This window comes from Dactylosporangium fulvum (assembly GCF_025137375.1).
Lineage (GTDB): Bacteria > Actinomycetota > Actinomycetes > Mycobacteriales > Micromonosporaceae > Dactylosporangium > Dactylosporangium fulvum.
Map to the genome: position 1 here is coordinate 1,205,208 of NZ_CP073720.1, position 18,306 is coordinate 1,223,513.

15 protein-coding genes and 1 pseudogene are annotated in these 18,306 nt (G+C 72.6%); 14 read left to right on the forward strand and 2 right to left on the reverse strand.

The window, feature by feature from the left end; translation table 11 throughout:
- The first annotated feature begins 65 nt into the window (after window positions 1-65).
- The 10 genes from Dfulv_RS05615 to nudC all read left to right on the forward strand — a co-directional run bounded on the left by Dfulv_RS05615 (window position 66) and on the right by nudC (window position 14,111).
- Window positions 66-869: an LOG family protein gene (locus Dfulv_RS05615; RefSeq protein WP_259861548.1), complete on the forward strand. Its 804-nt coding sequence runs from the start codon at window positions 66-68 to the stop codon at window positions 867-869.
- Window positions 869-1,420, forward strand: a complete 552-nt coding sequence (locus tag Dfulv_RS05620) for an LOG family protein (protein WP_259861549.1) — start codon at window positions 869-871, stop codon at window positions 1,418-1,420. The genes Dfulv_RS05615 and Dfulv_RS05620 overlap by 1 nt, the downstream gene beginning before the upstream one ends.
- Window positions 1,421-1,549: 129 nt before the next feature.
- Window positions 1,550-4,672, forward strand: a complete 3,123-nt coding sequence (locus Dfulv_RS05625) for an ATP-dependent helicase (RefSeq protein WP_259867452.1) — start codon at window positions 1,550-1,552, stop codon at window positions 4,670-4,672.
- A gap of 31 nt (window positions 4,673-4,703) precedes the next feature.
- Window positions 4,704-8,045, forward strand: coding sequence for an ATP-dependent helicase (locus tag Dfulv_RS05630; protein WP_259861550.1), 3,342 nt, complete (start codon window positions 4,704-4,706; stop codon window positions 8,043-8,045).
- An 87-nt stretch (window positions 8,046-8,132) separates the two neighbouring features.
- Window positions 8,133-8,294, forward strand: coding sequence for a hypothetical protein (locus Dfulv_RS05635; RefSeq protein ID WP_259861551.1), 162 nt, complete (start codon window positions 8,133-8,135; stop codon window positions 8,292-8,294).
- 46 nt (window positions 8,295-8,340) lie between these two features.
- Window positions 8,341-9,309 (forward strand): hypothetical protein, encoded by a 969-nt coding sequence (locus tag Dfulv_RS05640; RefSeq protein ID WP_259861552.1) that lies wholly within the window; start codon window positions 8,341-8,343, stop codon window positions 9,307-9,309.
- A gap of 51 nt (window positions 9,310-9,360) precedes the next feature.
- Window positions 9,361-10,569 (forward strand): S8 family serine peptidase, encoded by a 1,209-nt coding sequence (locus Dfulv_RS05645; RefSeq protein ID WP_259861553.1) that lies wholly within the window; start codon window positions 9,361-9,363, stop codon window positions 10,567-10,569.
- Between the two features lie 7 nt (window positions 10,570-10,576).
- The gene (locus Dfulv_RS05650) at window positions 10,577-11,872 is read left to right on the forward strand and encodes a M16 family metallopeptidase (protein ID WP_406567998.1); all 1,296 of its coding nucleotides are present in this window, start codon (window positions 10,577-10,579) and stop codon (window positions 11,870-11,872) included.
- The gene (locus Dfulv_RS05655; RefSeq protein ID WP_259861555.1) at window positions 11,869-13,200 is read left to right on the forward strand and encodes a M16 family metallopeptidase; all 1,332 of its coding nucleotides are present in this window, start codon (window positions 11,869-11,871) and stop codon (window positions 13,198-13,200) included. The genes Dfulv_RS05650 and Dfulv_RS05655 overlap by 4 nt, the downstream gene beginning before the upstream one ends.
- Window positions 13,197-14,111, forward strand: a complete 915-nt coding sequence (gene nudC / locus Dfulv_RS05660) for an NAD(+) diphosphatase (protein ID WP_259861556.1) — start codon at window positions 13,197-13,199, stop codon at window positions 14,109-14,111. The genes Dfulv_RS05655 and nudC overlap by 4 nt, the downstream gene beginning before the upstream one ends.
- On the opposite strand, the gene Dfulv_RS05665 is transcribed toward nudC, so the two are convergent.
- A complete protein-coding gene (locus tag Dfulv_RS05665; protein ID WP_259861558.1) occupies window positions 14,092-14,700 on the reverse strand; it encodes a hypothetical protein in 609 nt (202 codons plus the stop codon). The two genes, nudC and Dfulv_RS05665, sit on opposite strands and share 20 nt — an antisense overlap.
- A gap of 64 nt (window positions 14,701-14,764) precedes the next feature.
- Entirely contained in the window at window positions 14,765-15,010 is a 246-nt protein-coding gene (locus tag Dfulv_RS05670; protein ID WP_259861559.1) for a mycoredoxin, read from the reverse strand.
- Window positions 15,011-15,091: 81 nt separating this feature from the next.
- Between Dfulv_RS05670 and Dfulv_RS05675 the strand changes: the two are divergent.
- The 4 genes and pseudogenes from Dfulv_RS05675 to Dfulv_RS05685 form a co-directional block, all read left to right on the forward strand.
- Window positions 15,092-16,784 (forward strand): annotated as a pseudogene (locus Dfulv_RS05675) (ATP-dependent helicase); the annotation flags it as partial.
- A gap of 59 nt (window positions 16,785-16,843) precedes the next feature.
- Entirely contained in the window at window positions 16,844-17,179 is a 336-nt protein-coding gene (locus Dfulv_RS48750) for an HRDC domain-containing protein (RefSeq protein WP_406567999.1), read from the forward strand.
- 124 nt (window positions 17,180-17,303) lie between these two features.
- Window positions 17,304-17,774, forward strand: a complete 471-nt coding sequence (locus Dfulv_RS05680) for a hypothetical protein (protein ID WP_259861561.1) — start codon at window positions 17,304-17,306, stop codon at window positions 17,772-17,774.
- A 116-nt stretch (window positions 17,775-17,890) separates the two neighbouring features.
- The gene (locus tag Dfulv_RS05685; protein ID WP_319805763.1) at window positions 17,891-18,274 is read left to right on the forward strand and encodes a WhiB family transcriptional regulator; all 384 of its coding nucleotides are present in this window, start codon (window positions 17,891-17,893) and stop codon (window positions 18,272-18,274) included.
- Window positions 18,275-18,306 lie beyond the last annotated feature (32 nt).

Sequence of the window (18,306 nt, forward strand, 5' to 3'; positions counted from 1 at the left end):
CATTGCTATCACGTGCCGGCGGGCTGGTCGGCCCCGTCTTCTGTGATCCACGTACCGTGGCACACATGACCGACGCAGAGAGCAGCCAACCCCGGGAGCGGCATCGCGGCATGGTGACCCTGCGGCGTGACGCGATTCCGCCGAGCACCGCCGACGAGCGGCTGCTCGACTCGCGTCTGCGCCACGAGTGGAAGACCAAGGACGCGTGGCGGGCGTTGCGCATCCTCAGCGAGTTCGTCGAGGGCTTCGACACGCTCGCCGACCTGCCGCCGGCCGTCAGCGTGTTCGGCTCCGCGCGCAGCAAGCCGGACAGCCCGGAGTGGAAGCTCGGCGAGGAGCTCGGCGCGGCGCTCGCACGGGCGGGATACGCGATCATCACCGGCGGCGGGCCGGGCGTCATGGAGGCCGCCAACAAGGGCGCCACCGAGGCCGGTGGGCTCTCCGTCGGCCTGGGCATCGAGCTGCCGTTCGAGCAGGGCCTCAACCAGTGGGTCGATCTCGGCATCGACTTCCGGTACTTCTTCGCCCGCAAGACGATGTTCGTGAAGTACGCGCAGGCGTTCGTCGTGCTGCCGGGCGGCTTCGGCACGCTCGACGAGCTGTTCGAGGCCGTCACGCTGGTCCAGACCAGGAAGGTCACCCGGTTCCCGGTCGTGCTCATGGGCCGGTCGTACTGGCAGGGCCTGCTGGACTGGATCCGTGAGACCATGATGGCCGACGGCAAGATCGGTCCGGAGGACCTGCAACTGCTGTTCGTGACCGACGACGTCGACGAGGCGGTGCGGCACATCGTCGAGGCCGGGGAGCACCTCGACGAGGTCCAGTCGGCGTCGGCGCGGCGTGCGGCGCGTGAGGCGGGCGACAGCTGATGGCGTCCATCGGCGTGTTCTGCGCCTCGTCCCAGCGGCTCGACCAGCGCTGGCTCGATCTCGCCCACGAGCTGGGGCTCGAGATCGCGCGGCGGGGCCACGAGCTGGTCTCCGGCGGCGGATGCGTCGGCATGATGGGCGCCGTCGCGGACGGTGCCCGGGCGGGCGGCGGCCGCACGTACGGCGTGATCCCCCAGTCCCTCGTTGATCTCGAGGTCGCCGACACCAAGTCCGACGAGCTCGTCGTCACCGACGGCATGGCCTCCCGCAAGACCATGATGATCGAGAAGTCCGACGCGTTCATCACGCTGCCCGGCGGCCTCGGCACCCTCGACGAGCTCTTCGAGGTCTGGACGACGGGGATGCTCGGCCTGCACCGCAAGCCGCTGCTGCTCCTGGACGCCGACAACTTCTACGGCGGCCTGCTCTCCTGGTTGGGCACGCTCGCCGACCAGGAGTTCGTCCGCCCCTCGGCGCTGGCGTTGCTGATGGTGTCGCGCGGTGTCGGTGAGTCGCTGGACCTGATCGAAGCGTCGTTGCTCGGCGCATGACGGTCCGGAGGGCAGCGGAGGCCGCATGACCGAAGAATTGTCGGTCGGTCATGGTTCGATAGCCGCGTGACCGCGACAGCTTCCCCTGTGGGGCCGCGCCGTGCCTATCGGCTGGTGCGACGGCCCACGATGGCGGTCGCCCCGGTCGGCGCCGATCCCTGGCAGCGACTCGTGGTCGAGCACACCGCCGGCCCGCTGCTCGTCATCGGTGGCCCCGGCACCGGCAAGACCTCCACGCTGGTCGAGGCGGTCGCCGCGCGGGTCGCCGACGGCGTCGATCCGGAGCGCATCCTCGTGCTGACCTTCGGGCGGCGTGGTGCCGTGCGGCTGCGCGACCGCATCGAGGCCCGGCTCGGGCGCGCCGCCGGCCTCCGCACGACCGCGGAGCCGATGGTCCGCACGTTTCACGGTTATGCGTTCGGCCTGCTGCGCCGGGCGGCCGTCGAGCGGGGCGAGCCGTCGCCGCGCCTGCTCACCGGCCCCGAGCAGGACCTCGTCATCCGCGAGCTGCTCGCCGGCGGCACCGTGGCCTGGCCGGAGTCGCTGGAGGGCGCGCTCGGCACCCGAGCCTTCGCCACCGAGCTGCGCGACCTGCTCTTGCGCGCCGTCGAGCGCGGGGTGGGCCCGGCCGACCTGGCGCGCCTGGCGACGATCCACGGCCGTGCCGACTGGGCCGCCGGTGCCCGGTTCTTCGAGGAATATCTCCAGGTCCTGGCATTGCGCGACGCCACGACGAGGGGTTCCGTGGCATACGACTACGCCGAGTTGGTCCGTGCTGCCGGGGCCCTCCTGCTGGACGCGCCCGACCTGCTGGCCGCGGAGCGCCGCCGGCTGTCGTTCGTTTACCTCGACGAGCTGCCCGACACCGACCCGGCACAGATCGAGCTCCTGGAGCTCATCGCGGGCAACGGCGCACACCTCGTCGCGTTCGCCGACCCCGACTCGTCGACGTTCGCCTTCCGTGGCGCCGACCCCTCGATCGTCGGCGAGTTCCCGTCCCGCTTCCCGACCTCGGCCGGCGCGCCCGCCCCGCAGGTGACGCTGCCGCACTCGCGGCGGCTCGGCGAGGGCCTCCTGGCGCCGACCCGGCGCGTCGCGGTGCGCCTGCGCGGCCCTTCCAGGCACCGCCTCCTGCGGCCGGCGCACCCGGGCGGCACCGTCGAGACACGCACGTTCGCCTCGGAGACCGCCGAGGCGGCGTTCCTCGCGCACCGCCTCCGCGAGGCGCACCTGCTGCGCGGCGTGCCCTGGTCCCGGATGGCCGTGATCGTGCGGTCCACGGCCCGGCAGCTCGCGCCGTTGCAGCGGGCGCTGCACTCGGCGGGCGTGCCGACCGTGACCGAGTCCGAGGACCTCCCGCTGCACCTCCAGCCGGCCATCGCGCCGCTGCTGCTGCTCCTGCGCTGCGCCCTCGACGAGGCCCGGCTCGACGAGGACGCGGCGATCGCGCTGCTGCACTCGCCGTTCGGCGGCGCCGATCCGCTGGCCGAGCGGCGGCTGCGGCAGGGCCTGCGGGCGCTCGCCCTGGCGGCCGGCAGCCGGCGGCCGTCGGGCGTGCTGCTGGTCGCGGCCCTGAAGGACCCTGCCGAGCTGGCCATGGTCGAGCGGCGCTGGGCGGCACCGGCGCGGACGGTTGCCCGGCTGCTCCACGAGGCCCGGGACGTCGCGGCCCGGCCCGGCGCCACCGCCGAAGAGGTGCTGTGGGCGGTCTGGCACGCCAGCGGCCTGGCCGACCGCTGGTCCATGATCAGCTCGCGCGGTGGCCACCGGGGCGCCGCCGCCGACCGCGACCTCGACGCGGTCGTGTCGCTGTTCGACGCCGCGGCCCGGTTCACCGACCGGCTGCCCGGTGCCGGGACCGAGGTCTTCCTCGACCACGTCGAGGGCCAGGACCTGCCGGCCGACTCGCTCGCCCCGTCCGCTGACCGGGGTGACGCCGTGCGCATCCTCACCGCGCACGCCGCCAAGGGCCTGGAGTGGGACGTCGTCGGGGTCGCCGGCGTGCAAGAGGGCGTCTGGCCCGACCTGCGGCTGCGGGGCAGCGTCCTCGGCTCGGAGCTGCTGGTCGAGGTGCTGGCCGGGCGCACGATGGAGACGATGGGCCGGCTGTCGGCGCTGCTCGACGAGGAGCGCCGGCTGTTCTACGTCGCGGTGACCCGGGCCCGCGAGCAGATGCTCGTCACCGCCGTCGCGTCCGGCGACGGCGAGGAGCAGCCGAGCCGGTTCCTCACCGAGCTGTCCAGCGACGAGGAGCTCGACGGGCAGGCCACGTTCGAGACGCCGCGCGCCCTCACACTGCCGACGCTCGTCGCCGAGCTGCGGGTCGCGCTCGTCGACCCTGACGCCACCGACGCCGAGCGCGTGGCGGCCGCCGAGGTGCTGGCGCGGCTCGCCGTCGAGGGTGTGCCGGGCGCCGATCCCGACACCTGGTGGGGGCTGTCGGCGCTCTCCGACGACCGGCCGCTCGTCGACCCGGGCGAGCCGGTCCAGGTCACCCCGTCGACGGTCGAGAGCGTCGACCGGTGCAGCCTGCGGTGGCTGCTGGAGCGGCACGGCGGATCGCTCACCCCGTCGCCCGAGCAGTCGATCGGCAACCTCGTCCACGCCGCGGCCATGCTCGCCTCCGACGCGACCGTCGACCGGGCGCAGCTCGTGGCCTACGTCGCCGACCGGTTCGACGCCATCGAGCTGTCCGCGCGCTGGTTGGCCGGGCGTGAGCGGGAACGCGCCGAGACGATGCTCGACAAGCTCATCGGCTGGTTGGCCGGCAACCCCCGCCGGCTGGTCGCGATCGAGCAGGACTTCCTCGTCGAGCTGGCCGACCCGGAGGCGCCGGTCGAGATCAAGGGCCGGGTCGACCGGCTGGAGCTCGACGACCAGGGCCGGCTGGTGGTCGTCGACCTGAAGACCGGCAAGACCATCCCCGCCAACGCCAACCTCGCCGAGCATCCGCAGCTGGCGGCCTACCAGGCCGCGATCGAGCTCGGCGCGTTCCAGGAGTCCGACGTCGCCGGCGGCGCCGCGCTCATCCAGCTCGGCGGCGACACCAACACCGCCCGCGAGCAGGTCCAGGCGCCGCTCAGCGAGGCCGACGACCCCAACTGGGCGCGTGCGCTGGTCCAGCGCACGGCGAAGACGATGGCGGCGTCGACCTTCAGCGCGGTCGTCAACAACAAATGCCGGGTCTGCCCGGTGAAGACCTCGTGCCCGGTGTCCGGCAAGGGCCGCCACGTGACGGGCACGGACACATGACCGGGCCGGAGCGGAGCGGAGGGGAGGACGCATGACCGCCGCCAGCACGTCGCCCAGGGTCGAGGTCGGCCCGCGGTATACACCCGTCGAGCTGGCGAAGCTGCTCCGCCTGCCGGCGCCGACCGTCCAGCAGACCGCGGTGATCGCCGCGCCGGTCGCGCCGCTGCTCGTCGTGGCAGGTGCCGGGTCCGGCAAGACCGAGACGATGGCGGCCCGCGTCGTCTGGCTGGTCGCCAACACCCACGTGCGGCCGGAGCAGATCCTCGGCCTCACCTTCACCCGCAAGGCCGCCGGCGAGCTGTCGCACCGCATCCGGCAGCGCCTCGGGCAGCTGGTCCGCCGCCTCGGCCGCGACGATCTCATCGCCGGCGAGCCGACCGTCGCGACGTACCACTCGTATGCCACCCGCGTCGTCCGCGAGCACGGTGTGCGGGCCGGGTTCGAGCCGTCGACCCGGCTCCTCACCGAGGCCGCGTGCTGGCAGCTCGCCGACGCCGTCGTGCGCGCCTACGACGGCGACATGACCGCCGTGGCCGCGGCCCCCACGACGGTCGTCGACGCCGTGCTGCACCTCGCCGGGGACCTCGCCGAGCACCTGCGCGAGCCGGCCGACGTCGCCGCTTGGACCGGCAGGTTCTTCGCCGAGATCGGCGGCAAGACGGGCAAGATGGCCAAGCCGGTGCGTGACGTCCTCTCCCGCCAGCAGGCCCGGTTGCAGCTGTTGCCGTTGATCAGGCAGTACCAGGAGAAGAAAGCGCTGCTGGAAGCCATGGACTTCGGCGACCAGCTGTCCAGGGCGGCGCGGGTGGCGTGCGACCACCCGGAGGTCGGGGCCGTCGAGCGCGACCGGTTCCGGGTCGTGCTGCTCGACGAGTACCAGGACACGAGCCACGCGCAGGTCGTGCTGCTGCGCGCGCTGTTCGGCGAGGGGCACCCGGTCACCGCGGTCGGTGACCCCTGCCAGTCCATCTACGGCTGGCGCGGTGCCTCGGCCGGCACGCTCGACCGGTTCCCGACGGAGTTCCCGGCCGCACCCGGTGTGCCGGCACCGGAGCTGTCGCTGACCACGAGCTGGCGCAACCGGCCCGAGATCCTCGACGTGGCCAACACCCTGTCCCAGCCGTTGCGGGCGCACGGCGCGCGCGTCGCCGAGCTGGCACCGGCCGACCGCCTCGCCGAGCCCGCCTCGACCGCGACCGTCCACTGCGCACTGCTCGAGACGTTTGCCGAAGAGGCCGCGTGGATCGCCGACCGGGTGGCCGCCTCGTGGCGGCTCGCGGCGAAGGTCGATCCGGACACGTTCCCCTACGACATCCCGATCGAGGACCGGCCGTCGACCGCGGTCCTGGTGCGGACCCGCGCGCAGATCCCCGCCCTGGAAAACGCGCTGCGCTCCCGCGGCCTGCCGGTCGAGGTCGTCGGCCTCGGCGGCCTGCTCGACACGCCCGAGGTCCGCGACGTGGTGAGCACCATGCGGGTCCTCGCCGACCCGGCCGAGGGCGCCGCGCTCCTGCGCATCCTGACCGGGCCGCGGTGGCGCATCGGGCCGCGTGATCTCGTGGCGCTGTACCGGCGGGCGCGCGCCCTCGCCGCCGCGCGCCGGGCGTCCCCGGACGACGAGCCGGACCTCGCGGACCGGCTGGACGAGGCCGTGCTCGTCGAGGCGCTCGACGACCCGGGCGACGCCGAGGCGTATTCGCCCGAGGGGCACCGCCGGTTCGCCGCCCTCGGGCTGGAGCTGCGCCGGTTGCGCCGCCGGCTCGACCAGCCGCTGCCCGACCTGGTCGCCGACATCGAGCGGGTCACCGGTCTCGACGTCGAGGTCGCCGCCCGCCCCGGTGACGCCGGCCTGGCCCGTGGCCACCTCGACGCGTTCAGCAACATCGCGGCCCGGTTCGCCGCCGAGTCGGAGGGCGCGACGCTGAGCGCGTTCCTGGCGTTCCTCGCCGCCGCCGAGAACGAGGAGCGCGGTCTCGCGCCCGGCGAGGTCGAGGTGGTCGAGGGCGCGGTGCAGATCCTGACCGCCCACGCGGCGAAGGGCCTCGAGTGGGACGTCGTCGCTGTGGCCGGCCTGTGCGTCGACGTGTTCCCCGGCGCGAGCAACTCCGGCGACCACTGGCTGCGGGGCCTCGGCGTCCTGCCGTTCCCGCTGCGCGGCGACCACGCCGGGCTGCCCTCGCTCGACCTGTCCGGCGTGGCCGACATCAAGGGTGTGGTGGGCCGGCTGGACCTGTTCAGCCGCGAGTGGCGCGAGCACGACGTGCGCGAGGAGCGGCGGCTCGCCTACGTGGCGGTGACGCGCCCGCGGCGGCTGCTGCTCGCCAGCGGGTACTGGTGGGGCGAGGGCGTGAAACGGGCCCGCGGCCCGTCGGTGTTCCTGGAGGAGATCCGCGAGCGCTGCCTGGCCGGCGCCGGTGTGGTCGACGCGTGGGCGGGGGCGCCGGCGCAGGACGCGCAGAACCCGACGGCCTCCGAGGTTCCCAGCGCGAGCTGGCCCGCCGACCCGCTGGGCGCCCGCCGGCCGCTGCTGGAGACGGCCGCGGTGATGGTCCGTTCGGCGGCGTCGGCGCTGGCCGCACCGTCGGGGGAGGGCACCGCCGGGGAGGAGCCGCCCGCGCCTGCCGAGGGTGGTGCCCGCGGGTGGTCCGACGCGGTGCTGCGGGATGCCGCCGGGCGGAGGTGGGCGGCCGAGGCCGACCTCCTTCTCGCCGAGCGAGCCCGGCTGACCCCGCACTTCGACGGGGCCGTCGAGGTGTCGCTCCCCGGCCACCTCTCGGTCTCGCAGCTCGTGGCACTGCGGCGGGACCCGCAGCGGTTCGCCCGGTCACTGCGCCGGCCGCTGCCGTCCCGCCCGGACCCGTACGCCCGGCGCGGCACCGCCTTCCACCACTGGCTCGAGCAGCGGTTCAAGGCCGAGCGCCTCCTTGATCTCGACGAGTTGCCCGGCGCCGCCGACGAGGGGGCCGCACCCGACGAGGCCCTCGCCGACCTGCAGACGAAGTTTCTGGCCAGCGAGTGGGCCGACCGGGTGCCGCTCGACGTCGAGGTGCCGTTCGCGTCCGTGATCGCCGGGGTGGTGATCCGCGGGCGGATGGATGCCGTCTACCGGTACCCCGACGGGCGGTACGACGTGGTCGACTGGAAGACCGGCGGCCGGCCCGGCGGCAGTGACGCGACGGCGGCGGCGGTGCAGCTCGCGGCGTACCGGCTGGCGTGGGCCGAGCTCCGTGGCGTCCCGCTGGAGCAGGTCGGGGCCGCCTTCTTCTACGTCCGCGACGGGGTGACGGTCCGCCCGGCCGACCTGCTCGACGAGGAAGGTCTTCTGGCGCTGATCACCCGGCTCCCGGTCGGCCGGGCTGTCGACGCTCAATGATTTGGCAAAGTTCCGACACCTTGCTGTCGTGGGAACCGATTCCTCCTGAAAGCTGTCCTAGGTGGCATGCGAGGGGGTGTGCGCACGATGCAGGTATCGCAGATGCGCGAGGTCGCCGTGGTCGTCGGGGTTGCCACCGCCGGGGTGGTGACCGTCGCACTGATCGTCCTCGGGCCGCTCGCCGCCGCCGACGGGCCCCGGTATCCGCAGGTGACAGAGCTCCACCCGCCGCCACAGCCGCGGCCTTGAGGAAGCTTTGGCAGTCCGGGCATCGGGCTGCGACACTGACTGTGAGATGACCGAGCAGCGTTCGCCCTGGGCCGAGCCCGACACGCAGATCGTGGTCGAGCCTGTGCGTCCTTCGCCGGCCGTTCAACGGCCGGTGGACGAGCCGCGCGCCGCGTCGGGGTATCGGTCCGGAAATGTCTCCGGTCTGGGCGTGCCGCCCGTGGTTCCGCCGCCCGACGTGCTGATCGGCGGGCCGGACGACGACGACCCGATCCGGCGCAACAAGCGGATCATGAAGTGGCTGGGCGGCGGCGCGATCGCGGTCGTCGTCATCGGCCTGGTCATCGTCCTCGCCTTGGTCATGACCAACAACGCGACGACGCCCGGCGGGATCTTCGCCGACAAACCCGACTCGCCCAGCGACACGCGCCCGGAGCTGGCCCGCCGCTGCCCGCCGCCGAGCATCCCGCCTGAGCGGCCCAACCAGCAGGTGCCCCCGGCCCCGGCCGGTCCGCGGACCGTCGACGAAGAGGCGGGCATCTCCTACAAGCAGTACGGCAACCCGTGGTCACCCTGGGACGCGGCCTGGGTCGACCGGGGTGAGCTCAAGGTGACGTACCGTGTCGGCCAGCACTTCGTCACCGAGCCCAATTACGGTGGGGGCGGCAGCGACTACCACGCCACGATCCTGTCCGGGCACGTCCCGGCCGCGGTCAACGACGGCCTGGTGCTCGACCTCAAGTGCATCGGCGACCAGATCGCCGCCGACGTGCGGGTGAGCTTCTACCCCGACAACAACCAGCTCGAGCCGATCGAAGCGAAGGATCTGGAGCTCGGCGGCCGCCCGGCCCGGCTGATCAAGTTCCGCCTGCACTTCTCCCAGCCCGGGCTCAAGGCCAAGAGCGAGCTGGTCTCGATCGCGCTCATCGACGTCGGCCGGGTCGAAGCCGCGATCCTTTACGTGTCGATCCCCGACACGCACCGTCAGTTCGACCAGGTGGCGGACGAGGCCCCGGAGAGCATCCGGCCGATCTAGCCTGACCTCGTCAAGTGGCGTCACTTGCGTCGATCCGGCACGCTATCGCGCATGAAGCAGCCGCTGGCCCTCGCGGTGGCCCTCGGGACGGTTGTCGTGCTCGGCGCCGGCAGTCCCGCAAACGCGGACGTCATTCGTGACGATCAGTGGCACCTCCAGTACCTCAAGGTGGCCGAAGCCAACCAGAAGAGCCGCGGCGACGGGGTGACGGTCGCGATCGTCGACAACGGCGTCGACCGCAGCCATCCCGACCTCGCCGGCAGCGTCCTCGACCCGGTGTTCGTCACCGAGACGCCCAACACGAGCGGTGTCGACGACGACGGCCACGGCACCGCCCTCGCCGGCCTCATCGCCGGCCAGGGTCACCCCGACGAGCGCAGCGGCGACGTGCACGGCGCCGGCGTGATCGGCGTCGCGCCCGGCGCGCGCATCCTGCCGGTGGTCATCGGCCGCCCGGCGATCCCCGACCCGAACGCCGGCGTCGGCCCCGACCAGCTCGCCGAGGGCATCGACCTGGCCGTCCGGCGCGGCGCGAAGATCATCGTGGTGGGCTACTCCGTCGGCGCGAGTGAGCGGCTCCGGCAGGCGGTCCGCGACGCGCAGGAGCAGGACGCCATCGTGGTCGCCTCCGACGGCAACCAGCCCAGCCGGGCCTTCGAGCCGTATCCGGCCGCGTACGACGGCGTTCTGGCGGCGGTACCGCTGAACCGTGCCGGCGACGTCAGGGTCCAGTCCGACAGCGGACGGAGCCTGGGCTTCGGGGTGCCCGGCGCCCAGATCATGACCACGAACAGCGGCGGCGGCTATCGCGTCGACGACGGCAGTGCGTCGGTCGGCCTGCTGGCCGGGGCGGTCGCGCTGGTGCGCTCCGCCTACCCGGGGTTGTCCGCCGCCGAGATCGTGCGCCGGCTGACCCTGACCGCGGTCGACGCGGGCGCCAAGGGTCCGGATCGCGAATACGGGCTCGGCCGTCTCGACCTCGTGCCGGCGCTGACGAGGAATCTGCCGGCGCCCTCGCCGTCGGCCAGCCCGCGGCCGAGCGTCAGCGCGAGCCCGTCGCCCGAGCCGCAGGTCACGCCGACGCCGCCGCGCTCCCGTGGCCAGCACGGATGGCTGCTCAGCCTGCCGCTTTTCACCGTGATCGTGGTCCTCGCGCTCTACGCGGTGCGGGGCGAACGCCGAATCCGCGCCTCCGCGACAGGAATGGAGAGGGACGGAACGGAACCGGACCAGATAGATTCGGTGCGTGCCTCGTCGTAGTGCCGCTGTGCGGATCCCGGCTTCCAAGTATCCTGTCGAGCGCCTCACCCTGCCCAACGGCTTGCGGGTGGTGCTGACTCCCGACCGTGCCGCCCCCGTCGTCGGCGTGGCGGTGGTCTACGACGTCGGCATCAGATCCGAGCCCGAAGGGCGCACCGGCTTCGCGCACCTGTTCGAGCACCTGATGTTCCAGGGCTCGGAAAGCCTCGAGAAGCTGGCCCACTTCCGTCACGTGCAGGGCTCCGGCGGCACGTTCAACGGCTCGACGCACTTCGACTACACCGACTACTTCGAGACGCTGCCGTCCAACGCGCTGGAGCGGGCACTCTTCCTGGAGGCCGACCGCATGCGGTCGCCGCGCCTGACGGAGGAGAACCTCCGCAACCAGGTCGACGTGGTCAAGGAGGAGATCCGGGTCAACGTGCTGAACCGGCCGTATGGCGGGTTCCCGTGGCTGCGGCTGCCCCCGGTCATGTTCGACACGTTCGCCAACGCGCACGACGGCTACGGGTCGTTCGACGACCTCGAATCCGCGACCGTCGCCGACGCCGCCGACTTCTTCGACCGCTATTACGCCTGTGGCAACGCCGTTCTGGCGGTCTCCGGCGACTTCGACGTGGCGACGGCGACCGAGTTGATCGAGCGGCACTTCGGTGACGTGCCCGCGCGACCCGCCCCGGTGCGCCCCGACTTCGCCGAGCCCGACCTGACCGCGGAGCGCCGCTCCTCCTACGAGGACCGGCTGGCGCCCCTGCCGGCGGTCGCGGCGGCGTGGCGGATCCCGGACCCGGTCAATGACCTGCGGGCCTACCTCCCCTATGTCGTCCTGGCCGAGGTGCTCACCGACGGCGACGCGTCCCGCCTCGTCGAGCGCCTGGTCCTGCGGGACCGCTCGGTCACCAGTGTCGGCGGCTACGTCGGGTTCATGGGCGAGCCGTTCGCGGTGCGCGACCCCACCGCCCTGATCCTCCAGGCCCACCTCCCTCCGGGCGGCGACATCGACAAGGTGCTGCGCAGCATCGAGGAGGAGTCCGCGCGGATCGCCACCGACGGGCTCGCGCCCGACGAGCTGAGCCGCACCCAGGCCCGCATGGCCACCCATCTGCTGCGCGACACCGACGCGGTGCTCGGCCGCGCCCTGCAGATGGCCGTCCTCGAGCAGCAGCGCGGCGAGCCGGAGCTGCTCAACCAGCTGCACACACTGATCGGTGAGGTGACCGAGGAGCAGATCGTCGCCGCCGCGGCCGAGCTGGTCCCGTCCCGCCGCGCCGCGGTCGAGGTCATCCCCGGAGGAGCCAAGTGACTGTCGCAACCCCCGTCCGGACCCTTCCGGTGCTCGGGCCCAACCGCCCGCTGAAGCTGCCCAAGACCGTCGAGCAGACGCTCGACAACGGGCTGACCGTCATCGCGCTGCGCCGCTCGTCGGTGCCGCTGGTGGAGATCCGGCTGCGGGTGCCGTTCGCCAAGGCGAACCTGGCCCGGGCCGCGATGCTCACCCAGACGGTGCTGTCCGGCACGTCGACGATGTCGACCGTGGACATCGCCGCCGAGCTGCAGAAGGTCGGCGGCGGCCTGTCTGCGGGCGCCGACCCCGACCGGCTGCTCATCTCCGGCAACGCGCTCGTCGGCGGGCTCGACCGGCTGCTCGACATCCTCGCCGAGGTGCTCACCGACGCCAGCTACCCGGCCGACGAGGTGGGCACCGAGCGTGCGCGCCTGGTGGACCGGATCCGGGTGGCGCAGACCCAGCCGAGCCACCTCGCCCGGGTCGCGCTGCTCAAGCGGATGTACGGCAAGCACCCGTATGCCGTCCAGACGCCCACGCCGGAGCAGGTGGAGGCGGTCACCCCGGCCGGTCTGCGCACCCTGCACGCCGATCGGCTCCACCCGGCCGGCGCGACGCTGGTCATCGTCGGTGACATCGCGCCGGAGAAGGCGATCGCCGCCGCCGAGCGCATGCTGTCGAAGTGGGACGGCGGCGGCAGCGAGATCGAGCTGCCACCGGCGCCGTCGCTCAAGCCGGGGCCGCTGACGCTGGTCGACCGTCCCGGCTCGGTGCAGTCGTCGCTGCGCCTGGCGCTGCCGGCGGTGTCCCGCAGGCACCCGGACCACGCCGCGCTGCAGCTGGCCAACCTGGTCTTCGGCGGCTACTTCTCGTCCCGCTGGGTGGAGAACATCCGCGAGGACAAGGGGTACACGTACGGGCCGCACTCGCTCGTCGAGCACGCCGTCGCCGGCTCCGCCCTGGTCGTCGCGGCCGAGGTGGCGACGGAGGTGACCGGGCCGGCGCTGCTCGAGACGTTGTACGAGCTGGGCCGCCTCGCGAGCCTCCCGCCGAAGGAGGACGAGCTGGAGCAGGCACGGCAGTATGCGCTGGGCACCCTTCAGCTGGGCATGTCGACGCAGGCGGGCCTGGCCGGCCTGGTCTCGACGTATGCGGGTTTCGGGCTGCGGCTGGACTACCTGGCCGAGCACGCCGCCAAGCTGGCCCGGGTCAGCCGGGACGAGGTGGCCGCGGCGGCGACGGAGTACCTCGCGCCGGCGAAGGCCGCCGCCGTGGTGCTCGGTGATGCCGAGCAGATCGAAACGCCGCTCAGCGCCCTGACCGCCGTGACCCGAGCGGCTTCATGACGTCGGTGGAGCCTGCCCGGTCCGGCCCGCCGCTCGCGCGCGGCACGCTGGACCGGGCGGCACATCGCCGTACCGATGCCGCCTGGTTGTCCGAAGCGTGGTCGCGGGCGCGCGTCGTCGTGGTCGACGACGGCCACGTGCTGGTCCACCCCGGCAACCCGCCGGAGCTCGTGCTGATCGGCCCCGCCGAGGCACCGCAGGGCGAGCGGTTCTTCCTGGGCGAGGAGCCCGACGGCACGGTGTATTTCGCGGTGGCCGCCGACGTCTCGCCGATGCCCGGCACGCGCCGGGTCGACCTGCGGCAGGTCGGCCACTCGCTGCCCGACCTGCCGGCCGGGCTCTTCATCTCCGCGGTCGCGCTGGCCAACTGGCACTCCCGCCATCCGTACAGCCCGCTGAGCGGCAAGCTGACCACACCCGCGCAGGGCGGCTGGGTGCGGACGACCGAGGACGGCACCGAGACGCTGTGGCCGCGCACGGACCCGGCGGTGATCATGCTGGTCCACGACGGCGTCGAGGGGCCGGAGGGTCGTTGCCTGCTCGGCAGCAACGTGCAATGGGTCAACGTCGGCGGCATCCGGCGGTACTCGACCCTGGCGGGCTTCGTGGAACCGGGGGAGTCCGCCGAGATGGCGGTCGCCCGTGAGGTCCTCGAAGAGGTCGGCGTGCGGGTCGGCGACATCCGGTATGCCGCGAGCCAGCCCTGGCCGTTCCCCGGCTCGCTCATGCTCGGCTTCCACGCCACGGCGCCGGTCGGTGCCGAGGTGCACGCCGACAACGAGGAGATCCTCGAGGCCCGGTGGTTCACGCGCACGGAGATCGCCGCGGTGCTGGAGGGCCGGTCTCGGGACTTCGGGCTGCCGTTCCCCGCGTCCATCGCGCACTACCTGATCACGTCGTGGCTCGGTTGAGCGCGGCCGCGTGCCACCTGGTGCACCAGGTGTCGAGCACGCCGGCCGCGTGTGCCGAGGTCACCTCGCGGATGTCGTAGTCGATCTTCGGTACGGACAAGGCGTTGGTCGGATGCCACGCCATGTCCCGCCAGAGGGCCTCCTCGGTCACGTCCCCCGCCGGAGTGACCGTCCTGCGCAGCAGGGACAGCGGCGCGTCCGGCGTCGATTCGTCGTCGACGCGGACGAAGTACGTGATGAGCAGCCGCGGCCGGGGCGGCGGCCCCGATCGCCAAGCGGCGAGCGCGTCCTCGGTCAGCCGTGTGTCGGGCGGTGGCGCGGGCGCGCGGAAACTCCGGGCGTGCATGTAGACGAGAAGATCCGGCTCCGGCGCGAGCCCGCGCTGGAGGATCTCGGTGACGAACAGCTCGGGCCACAGCCACACGCCGTCGGTGTGCAGCACGTCGGGGCCGTGGCCACGGCTGATCGTGGTGCCGCCGGACAGATAGTCCGCGATGCGCCGCCGGCGGTCCGGATCGGCCACCCGCGGCCGCTCGGGCGCGTGGTGCGGCCGGGGACCGCCGACGGCGAAGTCGCGTGCAACCCGCATGGTGGGGGCCTCCCCAGGTGTCCCTGCCAGCCACCGTAGCGAGTTGACGCCGCTTCGTGAAGGGTCAGCTACGGACTGCTTCGGCGAGTTTGGCCTTCACCTGGACGATCGTCGGGTTGGTCATGGCGGTGCCGTCGTCGAAGCGCACCGTCGGGACCGTCTGGTTGCCGCCGTTGACGCTCTCGACGTACTTGGCCGCCTCGGACTCCCGCTCGATGTCCACCACCTGGTACTGGATGCCCTCGCGGTCGAACTGCGACTTGAGTCGGTGGCAGTACCCGCACCACGTGGTCGAATACATGGTGATCATGAGCTTTGTTCCTCCCGGCGGGTTGGCGTCACGACGTTGCGCTCGCGATAACGTCGTACCCGGCTGAGATGATGCCGGGTTGTGGCGGATTCCTCAGACATCTTGGCGGGGCTCGACCCGGAGCAGGCGTCGGCGGTGACGGCGCCCGCCGGGCCGCTGTGCATCCTGGCCGGCGCCGGCACCGGAAAGACGCGGGCGATCACGCACCGCATCGCCCACCGTGTCCGTTCCGGTGCGGTTCGTGCCAGGCACGTCCTCGCCGTCACGTTCACCGCGCGCGCCGCCGCCGAGATGCGCGCCCGCCTCGGCCAGCTCGGCGCGGACGGTGTGCAGGCCCGCACGTTCCACTCCGCCGCGCTGCGCCAGGTGCGGTATTTCGCACCCCGACTCTTCAACGGCCGCGAGATGCCCGAGCTGCTCGACAGCAAGGCCCGGCTGGTCGGCCTGGCCGCGACCCGCGCCGGGCTGAAGACCGACCGTGCCGCCGCGCGTGACCTCGCCAGTGAGATCGAGTGGGCCAAGGCGTCACTCGTCGAGCCCGACGACTACGCCGTCACCGCGGCCAAGGCGCTGCGCGAGCCGCCGTTCGACGCGGCGAAGGTCGGCCAGGTGTATGCGCACTATGAGCGGATCAAGCGGGCCCAGGGCGTCATCGACTTCGAGGACATGATCCGCGCCGCGATCTGGGCGCTCGAGGAGCACGAGGACGTCGCGGCGCAGATCCGCTCGCAGTACCGGCACTTCGTCGTCGACGAGTACCAGGACGTCAACCCGATGCAGCAGCGCCTGCTCGACGCGTGGCTCGGTGACCGCGACGACGTGACCGTGGTCGGCGACGCCAGTCAGACGATCTACTCGTTCACCGGGGCCAGCGCGGCATACCTGGTCGACTTCAAGCGCCGCCACCCGGACGCCAGGGTGGTCCGGCTGGTGCGGGACTACCGCTCCACCCCGCAGGTCGTCGGCCTCGCCAACGCGGTCATCTCGCGGGCTCGCGGTGATCTGGCGAAACTGCGCCTGGAGCTGGTCGGGCAGCGCAAGCCCGGCCCCGAGCCGACCGTGCGGGTGTTCGCCGACGAGCCGGAGGAGGCCGCGGCCGTGGCGGCCCGGTGCGCCGACCTCATTGCCGCCGGCACGCCACCGCGCGAGATCGCGGTGCTGTTCCGCGTCAACGCCCAGTCGGAGGTGTATCAAGAGGCGCTCGCCGAGGCGGGCGTGCCGTATGTGGTGCACGACGCCGAGCGGTTCTTCGACCGGGCCGAGATCCGCCAGGCGATGGTCGCGCTCCGCGCGGCGACACGGACGGCGCCCGGCCGGGAGACCGCGCTTGTCGACGTTGTCGTCCACGCCCTGGAGGGCGTCGGATGGCGGCCCGACGCGGCGCCGGCCGGCGGGGCGATGCGTGAGCGGTGGGAGGCGGTGGCCGCGCTCGTCGCGCTCGCCGAGGGCATGCCGGGACACAGTCTCGAGGAGTTCACCGAGGAGTTGTCGCGGCGGGCCGCCCTCCAGCACGTGCCGACCGTCGACGGGGTGACACTGTCGTCGCTGCACTCGGCCAAGGGCCTGGAGTGGGACGCGGTGTTCCTCGTCGGCCTCGCCGAGGGCACGCTGCCGGTCATCCACGCCCGCACACCCGACGCGGTGGAGGAGGAGCGGCGGCTGCTCTACGTGGGGGTGACCCGAGCGCGGCACACGCTCTGGTTGTCGTATGCGGCGGCCCGCTCACCCGGCGGCCGCGTCCGGCGGCCATGTCGCTTTCTGCCCGCGCTCGACCCGTCCCGCCCGGCGGCACCCGCACCCAAGGGCGCGGTGGCCGGCCGGGTGAAGCGGGTCATGGCGGTCTCCTGCCGCGTCTGCGGCACCGGGCTCGTCAACGGCGTCGACCGCAAGCTCGGCCGCTGCTCGACCTGTCCGTCGGATCTCGACGAGGAGCTGCTGGGCCGGCTGGTCGACTGGCGTGCCCGCCTGGCAGGGGTCCAGAAGGTTCCCCCGTTCGTGATTTTCACCGACGTCACCCTCGCCGCGATCGCCGAGCGGCGCCCCGCCCGGCGCGAGGAACTGGCCGTCATCGCGGGCATCGGACCACGCAAGCTCGGCCTCTACGGCGACGACGTCCTCGCGCTGGTGGGCGGTGCGACAGTCGAAGATCTTGCAGAAGTCGATGGCTAGAAAAAGACAAGGACTTTCTCCGGAAATTCGATTGCCCTACCGTCGAGGGACGGCATAGCCTGCGAACACGACGCCGGAGGACCGGCGGTCGACACGTGACGAGCGCAGAAAGTAGGTGGCCCCGGTGAAGCTCTATCTGAACAGAGAGCGTCAATCGGCGCTGCTGGCTGTCTGCCCGTCATTGACCGTGTCGGCGCGCCGTGTCGCGCCGCAGTCGGTCCCGGCTCCGTGGCATGAGTCTGCCCTTGGCGGCGTCGCCGTCGAGCAGACCCCGGTTGCGGTGGTCGTCCCGGTTCAGGCCTCGGTCCCGGCCGTTGCCTCCCTTGTTCCCGTCTCCGCCCTGATTCCGTCGGCATCCGTTGCGGCGCTGGCTACCAGGTCGGTCCGGGTCGGCGGGGCGGTTCGGATCGACGGACTGGGCGGCGACATGGTCGACGCGGAGCGCGGGGCTGCGGATGCGCAGCTACTGGCTCAGCTCGGCGGGCGTGGAATCCAGGTTCAGGGGACCAGTGGATTCAGCGCCAAGCACGACATGACGGCTCCGAAGCCTAATGGCGGAGTCCGCGGCATACCACCTCGAGGCAGGCCGGTCTAAAAAGACCGTCTCCGGCTCACCTCGAGGCCGCGGAACCCGACACCGGGATCCGCGGCCTCATTCATTTACACCGACGATCACACCAAACGATCGACAAACAGAAAGGGGTGACCGGGATGAGCCTGGCCTTGGCATCGATCGACGTGAGTGTCGAGTCGGCCTCGGACGAGCGTCTCCGCGTCGCTGCGCGAGGCGTCAAGTCCGACCTGCCGTGCCGCACCTTCGACCCGGACCTGTGGTTCGCTGACTCGCCGGCCGAGCTCGAGCTGGCCAAGTCGCTCTGCGTGGAGTGCCCGCTCCGTGCCGAGTGCCTTGCCGGCGCGATCGAGCGCGCCGAGCCCTGGGGTGTCTGGGGTGGCGAGATCTTCGAGCGCGGTGCTGTGGTCCCGCGGAAGCGTCCGCGGGGTCGTCCGCGCAAGGAGGACGTCGCGCGCGACGCCGTCCTTCGGGTCGAAGTTGCTGCTCGTACCGCGGCTGTGACCGCGGGAGTGGCGGCCTGACATGAACGCACATCTGTTGCCAGCCAGCCGAG

Bases quoted from the DNA above. Each gene is read 5' to 3' on its own strand.
- Dfulv_RS05685 (WP_319805763.1), top strand. From the start codon at position 17,891: ATGAGCCTGGCCTTGGCATCGATCGACGTGAGTGTCGAGTCGGCCTCG.
- Dfulv_RS05625 (WP_259867452.1), top strand. From the start codon at position 1,550: ATGGCGGTCGCCCCGGTCGGCGCCGATCCCTGGCAGCGACTCGTGGTC.
- Dfulv_RS05645 (WP_259861553.1), top strand. From the start codon at position 9,361: ATGAAGCAGCCGCTGGCCCTCGCGGTGGCCCTCGGGACGGTTGTCGTG.
- Dfulv_RS05665 (WP_259861558.1), bottom strand. From the start codon at position 14,700: ATGCGGGTTGCACGCGACTTCGCCGTCGGCGGTCCCCGGCCGCACCAC.
- Dfulv_RS48750 (WP_406567999.1), top strand. From the start codon at position 16,844: ATGGCGGTCTCCTGCCGCGTCTGCGGCACCGGGCTCGTCAACGGCGTC.
- Dfulv_RS05640 (WP_259861552.1), top strand. From the start codon at position 8,341: ATGACCGAGCAGCGTTCGCCCTGGGCCGAGCCCGACACGCAGATCGTG.
- Dfulv_RS05630 (WP_259861550.1), top strand. From the start codon at position 4,704: ATGACCGCCGCCAGCACGTCGCCCAGGGTCGAGGTCGGCCCGCGGTAT.
- Dfulv_RS05620 (WP_259861549.1), top strand. From the start codon at position 869: ATGGCGTCCATCGGCGTGTTCTGCGCCTCGTCCCAGCGGCTCGACCAG.
- nudC (WP_259861556.1), top strand. From the start codon at position 13,197: ATGACGTCGGTGGAGCCTGCCCGGTCCGGCCCGCCGCTCGCGCGCGGC.
- Dfulv_RS05635 (WP_259861551.1), top strand. From the start codon at position 8,133: ATGCAGGTATCGCAGATGCGCGAGGTCGCCGTGGTCGTCGGGGTTGCC.
- Dfulv_RS05615 (WP_259861548.1), top strand. From the start codon at position 66: ATGACCGACGCAGAGAGCAGCCAACCCCGGGAGCGGCATCGCGGCATG.
- Dfulv_RS05670 (WP_259861559.1), bottom strand. From the start codon at position 15,010: ATGATCACCATGTATTCGACCACGTGGTGCGGGTACTGCCACCGACTC.